General features: G+C 75.9%; 14 protein-coding genes. 8 read left to right on the top strand and 6 right to left on the bottom strand.

What is annotated here, in order from left to right:
* Positions 1–3: 3 nt before the first annotated feature.
* From ACGFX4_RS08575 to ACGFX4_RS08555, 5 genes are all read right to left on the bottom strand, one after another.
* Positions 4–2,031, bottom strand: a complete 2,028-nt coding sequence (locus tag ACGFX4_RS08575; RefSeq protein ID WP_393071236.1) for a copper resistance protein CopC — start codon at positions 2,029–2,031, stop codon at positions 4–6.
* A gap of 29 nt (positions 2,032–2,060) precedes the next feature.
* On the bottom strand, positions 2,061–2,540 hold the full coding sequence (locus ACGFX4_RS08570) for a copper chaperone PCu(A)C (protein ID WP_393071235.1): 480 nt from the start codon (positions 2,538–2,540) through the stop codon (positions 2,061–2,063).
* Positions 2,537–3,208 carry an SCO family protein gene (locus ACGFX4_RS08565; protein WP_393071234.1) on the bottom strand — a complete coding sequence of 224 codons (672 nt, stop codon included), beginning with the start codon at positions 3,206–3,208 and terminating at the stop codon, positions 2,537–2,539. The genes ACGFX4_RS08570 and ACGFX4_RS08565 overlap by 4 nt, the downstream gene beginning before the upstream one ends.
* A gap of 77 nt (positions 3,209–3,285) precedes the next feature.
* Positions 3,286–4,008 carry a YcnI family protein gene (locus ACGFX4_RS08560; protein ID WP_393071233.1) on the bottom strand — a complete coding sequence of 241 codons (723 nt, stop codon included), beginning with the start codon at positions 4,006–4,008 and terminating at the stop codon, positions 3,286–3,288.
* Positions 4,009–4,144: 136 nt separating this feature from the next.
* Positions 4,145–4,963: a hypothetical protein gene (locus tag ACGFX4_RS08555; protein ID WP_393071232.1), complete on the bottom strand. Its 819-nt coding sequence runs from the start codon at positions 4,961–4,963 to the stop codon at positions 4,145–4,147.
* A gap of 287 nt (positions 4,964–5,250) precedes the next feature.
* Between ACGFX4_RS08555 and ACGFX4_RS08550 the strand changes: the two genes are divergently transcribed.
* The 3 genes from ACGFX4_RS08550 (at position 5,251) to ACGFX4_RS08540 (ending at position 7,676) form a co-directional block, all read left to right on the top strand.
* The gene (locus tag ACGFX4_RS08550) at positions 5,251–5,904 is read left to right on the top strand and encodes an ATP-binding protein (RefSeq protein WP_393071231.1); all 654 of its coding nucleotides are present in this window, start codon (positions 5,251–5,253) and stop codon (positions 5,902–5,904) included.
* Between the two features lie 129 nt (positions 5,905–6,033).
* Positions 6,034–6,438 carry a YciI family protein gene (locus ACGFX4_RS08545; RefSeq protein WP_393071230.1) on the top strand — a complete coding sequence of 135 codons (405 nt, stop codon included), beginning with the start codon at positions 6,034–6,036 and terminating at the stop codon, positions 6,436–6,438.
* A complete protein-coding gene (locus tag ACGFX4_RS08540; RefSeq protein ID WP_393071229.1) occupies positions 6,435–7,676 on the top strand; it encodes an RNA polymerase sigma factor in 1,242 nt (413 codons plus the stop codon). The genes ACGFX4_RS08545 and ACGFX4_RS08540 overlap by 4 nt, the downstream gene beginning before the upstream one ends.
* Here ACGFX4_RS08540 and ACGFX4_RS08535 read toward each other — a convergent pair whose 3' ends face one another.
* On the bottom strand, positions 7,677–8,102 hold the full coding sequence (locus tag ACGFX4_RS08535) for a hypothetical protein (RefSeq protein ID WP_393071228.1): 426 nt from the start codon (positions 8,100–8,102) through the stop codon (positions 7,677–7,679).
* A 169-nt stretch (positions 8,103–8,271) separates the two neighbouring features.
* Here ACGFX4_RS08535 and ACGFX4_RS08530 point away from each other — a divergent pair, with 169 nt between their 5' ends.
* The 5 genes from ACGFX4_RS08530 (at position 8,272) to ACGFX4_RS08510 (ending at position 12,744) form a co-directional block, all read left to right on the top strand.
* A complete protein-coding gene (locus tag ACGFX4_RS08530) occupies positions 8,272–9,177 on the top strand; it encodes a LysR family transcriptional regulator (RefSeq protein ID WP_393071227.1) in 906 nt (301 codons plus the stop codon).
* A gap of 92 nt (positions 9,178–9,269) precedes the next feature.
* The gene (gene alc, locus ACGFX4_RS08525; RefSeq protein ID WP_393071226.1) at positions 9,270–10,325 is read left to right on the top strand and encodes an allantoicase; all 1,056 of its coding nucleotides are present in this window, start codon (positions 9,270–9,272) and stop codon (positions 10,323–10,325) included.
* A gap of 145 nt (positions 10,326–10,470) precedes the next feature.
* Complete coding sequence (locus ACGFX4_RS08520) at positions 10,471–10,701, top strand: hypothetical protein (RefSeq protein WP_393071225.1); 231 nt, start codon at positions 10,471–10,473, stop codon at positions 10,699–10,701.
* A 25-nt stretch (positions 10,702–10,726) separates the two neighbouring features.
* A complete protein-coding gene (locus ACGFX4_RS08515; protein WP_393071224.1) occupies positions 10,727–12,019 on the top strand; it encodes an amidase in 1,293 nt (430 codons plus the stop codon).
* Positions 12,020–12,135: 116 nt separating this feature from the next.
* A complete protein-coding gene (locus ACGFX4_RS08510; RefSeq protein WP_393071223.1) occupies positions 12,136–12,744 on the top strand; it encodes a TetR/AcrR family transcriptional regulator in 609 nt (202 codons plus the stop codon).
* The last annotated feature ends 67 nt before the right edge of the window (positions 12,745–12,811 follow it).

The following is a 12,811-nucleotide window of genomic DNA, read 5'->3' as shown; positions in this document are numbered from 1 at the left end:
GCCTCAGCCGCCGAGCTTGAGCTGCTGAACGGCCGTCACCTGGTCGATGTCGGAGGACCGGACGGTCACCGACACCACCCAGTTGCCCGCCAGCGGCAGCTGCGCGGTGCCCGACCAGCGGCCGATGCCCTCGGACTTGAGGGCGACGGGCAGCGGGCCGAGGTCCCGGTCGGGCAGGGTGAACGCCAGCTCGATCTCCGGCACCTCGGTGGGCTGCCCGGTGGAGTCGTCCAGCTTCAGCCCGACCGCGTTCGGCCCGACCGCGGCCGGGTTGATCGACACGGTCGCGGTGCCCTTGGCGTTGGGGGTCCGTCCGCCGGTGTCGTACGGGATCTTCAGCTCGACGGTCCTCCCCGGCACGGTGGACACCCCGGGGGCGGGCGTCTGCGCGGTGGCGGCGGACGCGGCCTGCGCGACCCGCCCGGGCGGGGAGTTGGTGAGCATCGTGGTGACCACCAGGACGGCGACGGCGACCGCGGCCTCGACCATGACGGTCCGCCGCAGGCCGGCCCGGGCGCCGTCCGGTCGGGTGCCGGCGCTCGCGCGGGCCGCCTGCTGGCGGGCGAGCTGCGCGGCGCGGTCCGGGTCGACGGCCGCCGCGGGGCCGGCCGGCTTCGCGGGCGCGGCCGGCTCGGCGGCGGGCGCCGCGGCGTCGACGGTCTCCGGCGCCGCCGCGCGGAGCTTCGCGGTCCAGGAGCGGGAGATCCACGCCACGCCGACCATCGCCGCGACGCAGCCGACCTTCACGAGCAGCAGGCGTCCGTACTCGGTGTCGACCAGCGCGCTCCACGAGCCGAGGCCGCGCCAGGACTGGTAGACGCCGGTCACCGTGAGCGCGGTGACCGCGCCCAGTGCGAGCCGGGAGAACCGCTCGACCCCGCTCGCCGGCAGGCCGTTGCGCAGCCCGACCAGGACCGCCACCAGCCCGCCGAGCCAGAGCGCCATCGCGAGCAGGTGGACGGCGGCCATCGGCAGGGCGAGCGGGACCTGGATGCCGACGGAGGAGTGGTCCGCGCCGACCCAGGTCGCGCTCAGCGCCACGGCGAGGGCGAGTCCGGTGATGCCGAGGCCGAGCCGGGCGTCCCACTGCGGCCGGTCGGCGGCGCGCCGCTCCAGCCGCCGCAGCTCCGCCTCCTCGGCGGTGTCCTCGTCCACCGGGCCGCCGACCGCCGCGTCCTCGGTCTCCGGGCCGTCGGCCGCCGTGGCCCCGGTCTCCGGGCCGTCGGCCGCCGCGGCCTTCCGGGTGTCGGCCAACTGCCCGACCAGCAGCGACAGGAAGACGCCGGCCGCGGCGAGCAGCAGCAGCCGGGCGGCGAGCGCGGTGCCGATCCGCTCGTCGAGCGTGGTGCGCACCAGCGACAGGTCGAGGGCCTGCGCGAGGCCGCTGCCCCGCTCGTACGGTCCGCGCAGCAGCAGGACGCCGACGGTGGAGACGAGCAGGGCGATCCAGCCGCCCATGAGCAGCCGCTGCACCGCCGGGACGGCGATCCCGCGCGGCCACACGATCAGCACGAACGCGGCGACGCCGACCAGCAGCGCGAAGGCGGCGTAGGCGACGGTCCGGCCGAGGCCGTAGGCGAAGGAGACCGCGGTGTCGGCCTTGCCGCCCTGGACAGCGGTGGCGGAGACGGAGGTGTCCGAGGGGGCGCCGATGGAGAAGGTGAAGGCGCCGCCGATGGGGTGGGAGTCCTCGGAGACGGCCCGCCAGGCGACCGTGTAGGTGCCGCCCGCGAGGCCGCTCCTGAGGGTGACCCGGGCGGTGTCGGCCTTGCCGTCGGCGTGCTTGGGGTCGCCGTTGTCGACGGGCTTCCCGGCCGGGTCGAGGACCCGGACGGAGTCGGCGGCGAGCGAGACGCCCTCGCTGAAGACCAGCGTGACGGCGGCCGGGGCGCTGGGCACCACGGAGTCCCGCGCGGGGTCGGTGGACACCAGGTTGGCGTGCGCGGCGGCCGTCCCGGCCCCGCCGAGCAGCAGCGCCAGTACGGTGCCGAGCACCGCGAGCAGCGCGGCCGCCCTCCCGCGTACCGTCATTGCGGTCACCCTCTCCTCCATCTCGGCCGTCAGCTTCCCGGACGGTACGTCAGCGGCTTGACCGGGACCTTGACGGCGATGGTGCCGCTCTTGGCGAAGGTCAGGTCTAGTTCCAGTTCGTCGCCGAGGGCGGGCTGCCTGGTCCACCCCATGATCATCAGGTGGGTGCCGCCGCGGGCGAGGTCCAGGGTGCCGTGCGCGGGCACCGGCAGGCTCTGCACCTCCTCCATGGACCCCGTGGTGGAGCGGTGCATGGTGACCGATCCGGCGCCGGGGCTGGTGACCTTGAGCAGCCGGTCCTCGCCCTCGCCCTCGTTGCGGACGGTCAGGTAGCCGGCGCCCATCCCGCCGGGCGTCGCCGGCAGCGGGATGTAGGGGTCGGCGACGGTCAGCTTCGCCGCCGCGTCCGAGGAGGGCGCCGGTCCGGACTCCGACCCGCAGCCGACCAGTATCACCGCGGCGGTCAGCGCGACCGCGGTGCCCGCGCCGATCAGCGCGGCCCGCCTCACGCCGGCACCCCCTTGGCGAGCAGCGCCACGTCGTGCGCGAAGGTCTCCATGGTGGTCCCGCTCATGTACAGCAGGTGCGCCTTGTCGTCGGACGGCAGGAAGCCGAGCACCTGGGCGCCGTGGGTGGAGGTGACGGTGCCGTTGGCGTTGACGATCGGGTCCTCGACCAGGATGCCGAGCGGCTTGGCGGCCTCCTTGACCTTGGCGAGGTCGCCGGTGAGGCCGATGAAGTCGGTGCCCATCGAGTCGAGCCAGGTGCGCAGCACCTTCGGGGTGTCGCGCTCGGGGTCGGTGGAGACGAAGACGACGTCGATCTTCTTGCGGTCCTCGGCCGGGAGCTTGGACATCGCGACGCCGATGTCGCCCATGGTGGTCGGGCAGACGTCGGGGCAGCTGGTGTAGCCGAAGAACAGCAGGGTGGCCTTGCCGGCGGTCTGCTTGCGCAGGTCGTACGGCCGGTCGGAGGTGTCGGTGAGCACCAGGTCGGGCTTGTCGAAGTGCTTCTTCAGCACGGAGGCCTGGTACGGGGAGCCGCTGCTCTCCTTGCTGACCTTGGCGGGCGAGTCGCCGCTGCCGGAGCCGCCGGAGGAGGAGCAGGCGGTGAGGGCGAGCGCGGCGGACAGCGCGAGGGCGGCGGTGCCGAGCAGCCGGCGGTGGGTGGAAGCCATGGGGACGGTGATCCTTCGTGCGGGGCGAGGGCGGGCTGCCGGGCCGCGTCCGCGGGGGACGCGGCCCGGCAGTTGGGTCAGGCGTTCTTGCGGCGCAGGCCGGCGACGCCGAGCGCGGCGCCGATCACGCCGACCACGATGCCGACCACACCGAGGGTGCGGGCGGTGGCGTCGTCGGACGCGGCGGCGGCCTGCCCGGTGGAGGCCTGGGGCTTGGTCGCGGCGGCGTCGCCGGAGTGGTGGTCGCCGGCCGCGGCGGCCTTGTCGAGGGCGAGGACCGGCGCCGGCTTGGCCGGCTCGGGCTGGCCGTCCTTGGCCTCCTCGATCCAGCGGGCGACGTCGCCGTTGTCGTACGTCTGGAGGGCCTTGAAGGTCAGCTTGTCGGTGTCGGTCGGCAGCGCGCCGAGCGAGACCCGGAACTCCTGGAACTGGCCGGGCCCGATCTTCGTCCCGGCGTCGGCGGTCCAGGTGATCTTCGAGACGGCCTCGGTGATCTCCTTGCCGTGCGCGTTCAGCGGCTTGTCGAGCTTGGACTTCTCCAGGGTGGCGGTCCAGCCGGGCAGCGGCTGGGTGCGCACCGAGGCCATCGGGTGGTCCATCGGCAGGTTGACCTCGAGCTTCACGGTCGAGGCGGTGTCGCTCTCGTTCGGCACCCGGAAGGCGACGGCGGTGTAGCCGCCCTGGGTGGCGTTGCCGGGCTGGACGGTGACGTGCGCGGCGGCGGGCAGGGCGGCGGCGAGCACGGCGCCGGCGGCGAGCAGGCCGGCGGAGGCCAGGCGGACGGCGGGAAGGGCACGCATCAGGGGTTCTCCGGAGGAGGACGGCGGGGCCGCACGCACGGCGGCCCGCGGGAACGGGCTGTGGGTGGCCGTCCCGCGCGAGGGCGGGCGACGGCATCGCGAGGGCGCGCCCGAACCCCGTCGTACCGGGCCCGGGTCAGCGCGCGAACGCCGCCGGCGGTCCTCGCCGGACCGGGCTGCACAGCAGCGCGGCGGCCGCCGGCAGCCGCCAGTCCTCGGCCCGGGTACGCCGCCGGGCGGGCGTACGGCCCTCGGCGAGCGGCCCGAGCAGCAGGGCGGCGGCCAGCGCCAGCACGGTGCGCAGCGGGCCCGCCACCTGGCGGGCGGTGTGCGCGGTGAGCCGGACCAGCCGCCACAGCGCGGCCTCGCCGCGGCGCAGCCACCAGCCGGCCACCAGGGCGGCGGCGAGGTGACCGAGCAGCATGCCGGGGGTCATTCCGAGCAGCCCGGAGGCGTGCGTCCCGGCGGCCGTCGCGGTGAACGCCTGCGGGTCCAGGCCCGCGGCGCTGACCACCTGCTCGGCGGTGGTGCCGGGCGGCACGGGGGTCGGGCCGTTGCCGACCCGGTCGTCGCAGAGCAGCCGGCCGGCGGCCTGGGTCAGCGCGTCCGGGTGGTGCATTCCGGTCATCGCCGCACCGCTGGTCATGCCGCCGGACAGGCCGTGGAAGAGGCAGTGCAGGCCGAGCTGGCCGAGGCCGAGCGCCGCGGCGATCACCGGCAGGCCGCGCTCGCGGCCGCCGAGCAGCGCGGCGAGCACGCCGACCGCCAGGAAGCCCGTGACCAGCGCCCGCGGCGCCACCTCGCCGCCGCCGACCAGCGCGTGGCCGACCGCCGCGATCAAGGTGCACACCAGGGCGAACGGCACCGCGCGCAGCACCCGCAGATCCCAGGCGGCGACCGTCACCCCGGCGGGTGCGGCGGCGCCCCGGCGGGCTGCGGCGGTGAGGTCAGTCATGGCCGGGCCATCATCTCACCGCCTACACCGCCGCCCGGGGCAGGGGCCGGAATGCGCCGCCGCCCGGTCGCGGCACGGCCGGAAACCGCTCCCCGGCCGGTGGTGCGCCGGTTCGCGCGTTGATCCGAACGGGCCCGGCGCGCGCGGCGCTGCGCGCGCCGCTCGGCACACTCATCCGCACCAGTCCATCCGCCGAACGGGCGGCGTTCGGCGCTACGGACGGTTCACCGCGCAATCACTCGGAGATACCTAGTTGTATGTGGAGCCGCAGCCAGGAGGGACCTCCCGTGGACATCTGGTGGACTCTGCACCTCAAGCGCGACCCGGCCAGCGTGCCGCTCGCCCGCCGCATCCTGCTCGGCGCCATGGAGACGGCCGGAGTGGACCGGCAGATCGCCTTCGACCTCGGGGTCGCGCTGACCGAGGCGTGCGCCAACGCCGTCGAGCACGCCGTCACCGACCGCCCCGACGAGGGCTTCCAGGTGACCGCCTCGCTGGCCGGCGACCGGCTGCGGATCGAGGTGGTGGACTCCGGCCCCGGCCTGCCGCCGATCGCCGCGCCGGTGCCGTCCGCCGAGCCCGCACCGCGCCGCACCGTCCCGGCCCCGCCGGGCCGCCCCACCGCCGCCCGATGTCGCACCCGCCGCGGCCGCGCCTCGCTGCCGGCCCGGGTGCTCTCCCCGCACCGGCCGCGCCAGGCCGACCGGCCCGCCCCGTACGACACCCACGTCGTCCCGGCGGGCCGGCCGCTGCCCGCCGCCGTGCGCGCCCCCGACGCCGGAGCGGTGCCCGACCTGGCCGCCGAGTCCGGCCGGGGCCTGTTCCTGATCCACGCGCTGGCCGACCACGTCCAGCTGCGCAACCACCCGCTGCGCGGCGCGATCGTCAGCTTCGACAAGATCCTCAAGTGGCAGGACGACGCCCTGCTCCGGGCCTCCTGACCGGTCCTTCCGACCGCGCCGGAAAAAACTTCGGAGATTCCCGCCGCGACATGTCGAGAACGCCGCCCTGGCTTCTACCTGTCCGTGAGAGCGTCCTCCGGGGGCGCCGTCACCAGAAGGAGCGGGACCATGAAGTACATGCTGCTGATGCAGTTCAGCCAGGCCGGCGCCGACTTCCCGTCGATCACCGACTGGACGCCGGAGGAGATCCGGGCGCACATCGGGTTCATGCACGAGACCAACGCCAAGCTGGCCGCCGCCGGCGAGCTGGTCGACGCGCAGGGCCTGGCGATGCCGGACACCGCGCGGATCGTCCGCTCCGGCCCGGCGGGGGAGCCGCTGGTCACCGAGGGGCCGTTCGCCGAGACCAAGGAGTTCCTGGCCGGCTGGTGGATCGTCGACGTGGAGAGCGCGGAGCGCGCGGTGGCCGTCGCCGCCGGCTGCTCGGCCGCCCCCGGCCCCGGCGGGGCGCCGCTGAACATGCCGATCGAGGTCCGCGAAGTGATGTCCGCGCCGCCCACCGAGGAGGCGTGAGCCCGACCGCCCACGACGACCTGCTGCGCACCCTGGCGCCGCAGGTCGTCGGTCTGCTCACCCGCCGCTGGGGGGACTTCGACGCGGCGGAGGACGCGGTGCAGGAGGCACTGATCGCCGCCTTCGCGCAGTGGCCCGAGCAGGGCGTGCCGGACAACCCGCGCGGCTGGCTGATCCAGGTGGCGAGCCGCCGGATGACCGAGCAGGTCCGGGGCGAGCAGGCCCGGCGCCGCCGGGAGGACCGGGTGGTCCGGGAGGACGACCGCCGCACCGCGCCGCCCGCCGACGCCGAGGACCCGGCCGCCCGGGACGACACCCTCACCCTGCTGTTCCTGTGCTGCCACCCCGCGCTGACCCGGGCCTCGGCGGTCGCGCTGACGCTGCGTTCGGTCGGCGGTCTGACCACCGGTGAGATCGCCCGGGCCTTCCTGGTGCCGGAGACCACCATGGGCCAGCGGATCAGCCGCGCCAAGCAGCGGATCACCTCCTCGGGCCTGCCGTTCGCGCTGCCCGAGCCCGCGGAGCGCGCGGCCCGGCTGACCGAGGTGCTGGACGTGCTCTACCTGGTCTTCAACGAGGGGTACGCCACCGGCGCGGGCCCCGAGCTGCAGCGGGTCGAGCTCGCCCGGGAGGCGATCCGGCTGGCCCGGGAGCTGCACCGGCTGCTGCCGGAGGACAGCGAGGTGGCCGGGCTGCTGGCGCTGATGCTGCTGACCGACGCCCGCAGCGCCGCCCGGACCGGCCCGGACGGCGAACTGGTGCCGCTCGCCGAGCAGGACCGCGGCCGCTGGGACGCCGCACGGATCGCCGAGGGGATCGCGCTGGTCACCGCGGCGCTGCCGCGCGGACCGGTCGGCCCGTACCAGGTGCAGGCCGCGATCGCGGCGGTCCACGACGAGGCGCCGAGCGCCGAGGAGACCGACTGGCCGCAGATCCTCGCCCTGTACGGCGTGCTGGGCCGGCTCTCGGCCGGCCCGCTGGTCGCGCTCAACCGCACGGTGGCGCTCGCCATGGTGCACGGCCCGGACGCCGGCCTGGAAGCGCTGGACGCGCTGGCCGAGGACCCGCGGCTGGCCGGCGGGCACCGGCTCGCCGCCGTCCGCGCCCACCTGCTGGAGCGGGCCGGACAGCGCGAGGCCGCCGCCGTCCAGTACCGGACGGCGGCGGCCCGTACCGCCAGCCTGCCGGAGCGCCACTACCTCGCCCTGCGGGCGGCGCGGCTCACCGGCGGCGGGTGATCACTTCTTGTTGTCGCCCAGGCAGAGGGTGTAGGACTCGCGGCCCGTCACGACGTACGAGGCGACCACGTTCTCGACGTTGTCGCACCCGTTCTTGTCGTCGTAGGAGATCCGCTTCAGCACCTTGAACTCGGCGTCGGCCGCGCCGCAGTCCACGACCTTGACGCTCGGCTTGGCATCGGTGCCCGAGTTGTGCACGCAGTTGCCGGCCTCGGCGATCGCCGGGTCGTCGGTCAGCCAGTTGTACACGGCCGTGCCGAGCACGACGGCCACGGCGACCGCGACGATGCCCACGAAGCGCAGGAGGAGCTTGCCGACCTTGCCCTTCGTCTTCGCCGGGGCGGTCGCCTCGACGGGGATCTCCGGGTACGGGGAAGCGGCCTGGTCCTCGGCGGGGGCGGGGGACTGGCTCGGGGGAGTGGTCACGTGTTTCCTCGGTCAGCTGCTCGAATCGGCTGCCGAAGACTAGAGGGGCCATTTACCTTACAGAAAGCTTATGTGGGTGAATTTTGCCTGAAGTTGGCTGAAAATCGTTGCCTAGCAGGGCAAATCGGGCGCCCGAGGACACCGAATCCCCGCACCGTACGCTGGCTCGATGACAGACTGGGATCTGCGCAGGCTACGGGTGCTCCAGGCGCTCGACGAGTGCGGCACGGTCACCGCCGCCGCCGGGCGGCTGCACCTCACCCCCTCCGCGGTCTCCCAGCAACTGGCCGCCCTCGGCAAGCAGTTGGGCGCGCCCATGGTCGAGCCGGACGGCCGCCGGGTCCGCCTGACCAGCGCCGCCCGCCTGCTGCTCGGCCACGCCGAACGGGTCTTCGGCCAGCTGGAGCAGGCCGAGGCCGACCTCGCCGGGTACCTGCACGGCGCCGCCGGAGAGGTCCGGATCGGCGCCTTCGCCACCGCGATCGGCGCCCTGGTCGTCCCCGCCGTCCGCCGGCTGGCCCTCGACGCCCCGGCCCTGCGGATCACCGTCACCGAGACCGAGGCCGCCGAGGCCTACCGGCTGCTCGCCGCCGGGGAGGTCGACCTCGCGGTCTCGCTCGCCGTCCAACTCCCGGCCCGCGACCCGCGGTTCGTCCAGCGGAAACTGCTCAGCGACCCGCTGGACGTCGCCCTGCCCGCCGGACACCCGCAGGCCGCCGCCCCCGGCCTGCGACTCGCCGACCTCGCCGCCGAACCCTGGATCTACGGCGCGAGCGGCCCCTGGCGCGACATCACCCTCGCCGCCTGCGCGGACGCCGGCTTCACCCCCGACCGCGCCCACACCGCCGCCGACTGGGACGCCGTCCTCGCCCTGGTCGAAGCAGGCCTCGGCGTCGCCCTGCTCCCCCGGCTCGCCGCCGCCCGCCACCGCACCGGCGCCACGATCCGCGCCCTGCCCGCCGACCTGCCCACCCGTCAGGTCGTCGCCGCCGTCCGCGCCGGCACCGAGACCGCCCCGCCGCTGCACCGCGTGCTGACCGCGCTGCGCCGCGCCGCAACCGTTCAGCCGGACTGAACGAAACGGTCAGAAGCTTTCGATGGACCTGCACGGTCCTGCGGCGGCACGGTGGAGACACCCCGACACCACCCCGCCGACGAGAGGCCGCCATGACCGACCCCGCCGCACTCGATGCCACCCCCTACCAGGGCGGCGACCCGTACGCCGACTACCGCGGCGGCGACTTCGCCTTCACCGCGCTGCCCGACCTCGCCGACCGCCGCCTCGGCGGCGCCGTCCTCACCGCCGACGACGAGTTCTTCGCCGACCGGGAGAACCTGCTGCGCCCCGAACGCCCCGAGTTCCGCCCGCACACCTTCGGCAACAAGGGCCAGGTGATGGACGGATGGGAGACCCGCCGGCGCCGCGGCCGCTCCCCCGCCCACCCCCACCCCGCCGCCGACGACCACGACGGGGCGGTGATCCGGCTCGGCGTCCCCGGCACCGTGCACGGCCTGCTCGTCGACACCGCCCACTTCCGCGGCAACCACCCGCTCGCCGTCACCGTCGAGGCCGCCGACCTGCCCGGCACTCCCGGCCCCGCCGAACTCGCCGCCGCCGACTGGCGCGAGATCCTCCCCCGCACCCCCGTCCGCGGCCACGCCGCCAACGGCTTCCCCGTCACCGACCCCCACCGCGCCACCCACCTGCGGATCCGCCAGTACCCCGACGGCGGGATCGCCCGCCTGCGCGTCCACGGCGACCCCCGCCCCGACCGCGCCTGGCTCGACGCCCTCGGCACCTTCGACCTCGCCGCCCTGGAGAACGGCGGCACCGTCGAGGACGCCTCCGACCGCTTCTTCTCCCCGCCCGTCCAGATGCTCCTGCCCGGCCGCTCGCGGGTGATGGGCGAGGGCTGGGAGACCCGCCGCCGCCGCGACCGCGGCCACGACTGGGCCCGGATCCGCCTGGCCGGCCGCGGACTGGTCCGCGCCGTCGAGATCGACACCACCAACTACCTCGGCAACGCCGCCGGCTGGGCCGCCCTGCACGCCCGCGACGGCGCCGACGGCGAGTGGTACGAACTCCTCCCGCCCACCGCCCTGCACCCCGACACCACCCACCGGATCCCGATCACCGACCCGCGCCCCGCCACCCACGTCCGCCTCGACGTCCTCCCCGACGGTGGGATCGCCCGCCTGCGCCTGCACGGCACCCCGGCCTGAGCCCGAGCTGCGCGGATCCCCCGCGGACGGCCTTCCCGAGCGCCTCGTGGGTCGCCTCGTGGGTCGCCTCGTGGGTCGCCTCGGGGATCGCCCGTCCCGCCCGTACGAATTGCCGCCCCCGCAGGCCCGGCGGACCATGGTGATCATGATGCATCAGATGCGGGCCGAGTACGGCCCGGCCGGCAGCTCCGGCCCCGTCGCCAACTGGCACATCGTCCGCAACGACGACCTGGTCGCCATGTGCGGACGCGAACTCGACGCCGGCACCCCCCTCCAGGACGCCGCCCACTGGACCGCCGACCCCGACCGCAACTGCCACACCTGCGGGGCGCTCTACCTCCGCGAGAGCCCGTACCTCCCCGACGAGCACGCCTGAGCAGGCCGCACCCCGGCCCGCCGCCATGGAACCGCTGATCCGGCCCGTCCCGCTGCTCCGCGAGGCCGCCGACCTGCGCGCCGGCCACCCGGACCCGGCCGCGCACGTCGAGGAGCTGTGCACCCGGATCGACCGGATCGACCCCGCCGTCCGGGCCTTCGTCCCCGAACCCGGACGGTACGACCGGCTCGCCGAGCAGGCCCGGCGGCTCGCCGCCCGGCACCCCGACCCCGACGGTCGCCCGCCGCTCTTCGCGGTCGCCGTCGGGGTCAAGGACGTCCTGCACGTCGACGGGCTGCCCACCCACGCCGGGTCCGCACTGCCCCCCGGCGTCCTCGCCGGGCCCGAGGCCGTCGCCGTCACCCGGCTGCGCGCCGCCGGGGCGCTGATCGCGGGCAAGACGGCGACCGCCGAGTTCGCGGTCACCGCCCCCGGCCCCACCCGCAACCCGCACCGGCCCGCCCACACCCCGGGCGGCTCCAGCAGCGGCTCCGCCGCCGCCGTCGCCACCGGCCTGGTCCCGCTCGCCCTCGGCACCCAGACCCTCGGCTCGGTGATCCGGCCCGCCGCGTACTGCGGCGTGGTCGGCTTCCGCCCCACGTCCGGGCGGATCCCGCTCGACGGTGTGATCGCGCACGCGCCCGGCCTGGACACCGTCGGCCTGTTCACCGCCGACCTCGCGGGCGCGGAGCTCGCCGCGTCCGTCCTGTGCGACGGCTGGACGCCCGGCGGGCCCGCCGGGCGCGAGCCGGTCCTCGGGGTCCCCACCGGCGGCTACCTGGACCAGGTCACGCCCGCCGCCCGGGAGGCGTTCGAGCAGACCCTCGACCGGCTCGGCGTGCCCGTCCGGCGGGTTGACGCGCTGCCCGACCTGGACGACCTGCGCCGGCACCTGATGGTCATCAGCCGCTACGAACTCGCGCGTGTCCACCAGGAGTTGTTCGCCCGCTTCGCGGGGCTGTACCGGGCCGAGACCGCCGCCGCGATCCGCCGCGGACAGGAGATCGACCGGGCCGACTACCAGGCCGCACTCGCCGCCCGGGCCCGCTTCCGCCGCCGCCTCGCCGACCGCGCCGCCGCCGACTCGATCGACCTCTGGGCGAGCCCCGCCGCGACCGGGCCCGCCCCGCACGGCCTCGACTCCACCGGCGACCCCGCCATGTCCGCCCCCTGGAGCTACGCCGGCCTCCCCGCCCTCACCCTCCCCGCCGGCCACCTGGACGGCCTCCCCCTCGGTCTCCAGCTCGCCGCCCACCCCCACACCGACGAACACCTCCTCGCCGCCGCCGCCACCCTCGCCCCCCGCCTCGCCCCCTGACACCACCGGCCGGGGGCCGTCCGCGGGGCCGGTCCGGGGCGGGTGGCGGCGGCGTAGGCTGGGCGTCTGCCGACGGGTGGGCCGGGCGGCTGGGTGGTGGGCGGAGGTGGAGCGCGGTGGTCGACGCCTCGACGGACGGCCGGGTGCAGCGGGGCAACGAGACCCGTCGCGCGGTGCTGGCGCGGTCGGTGCAGATCGCCTCGGTCGAGGGCCTCGGCGCCCTCTCCATCGGCCGGCTCGCCGCGGACCTGAAGCTGAGCAAGAGCGGTGTGTTCGCCGGCTTCGGCTCCAAGGAGGAGCTCCAGCTGGCCACCGTCCGGGCCGCGAGCCGGATGTTCTACGACGCCGTGGTCGCCCCGGTCGAGGCCCTCCCGGACGGACGGGCCAAGGCGCTGGCGCTCTGCGAGCAATGGCTGGCCTACTCGCGGGACCGGGTCTTCGACGGCGGGTGCTTCTTCTACGCGGTGGGCGCGGAGTTCGACGCCCAGCCGGGCCCGGTGCGGGACGCGCTGGCCGCGGCCGCGCTCGCCTGGGAGCGCAACCTCGAGGACCTGCTGCGCGCCGCCGCCGCGGCGGGCGAGCTGCCGGCCGGCACCGATCCGGTGGACACCGCGTTCCTGCTGATCGCGGCACTGGAGACGGCCAACGCGCAGAGCCTGCTGCACGACGACCCGTCCCGCTACGACCGGGCCGCCCGCACCATCCGCCGTCTCCTCGCCGCCTGACCCCGCCGCCCGTCTCCCAGGTCTGCCGCCGCGCTCCAAAAACTGCACGAACGGTCGTGCTAATATC

The sequence above is a fragment of the Kitasatospora sp. NPDC048365 genome, assembly GCF_043200835.1.
Classification (GTDB): Bacteria; Actinomycetota; Actinomycetes; order Streptomycetales; family Streptomycetaceae; genus Kitasatospora; species Kitasatospora terrestris.
The sequence above is the reverse complement of the archived record's forward strand: the minus strand, read 5'-3'. Positions and strand labels throughout refer to the sequence as shown.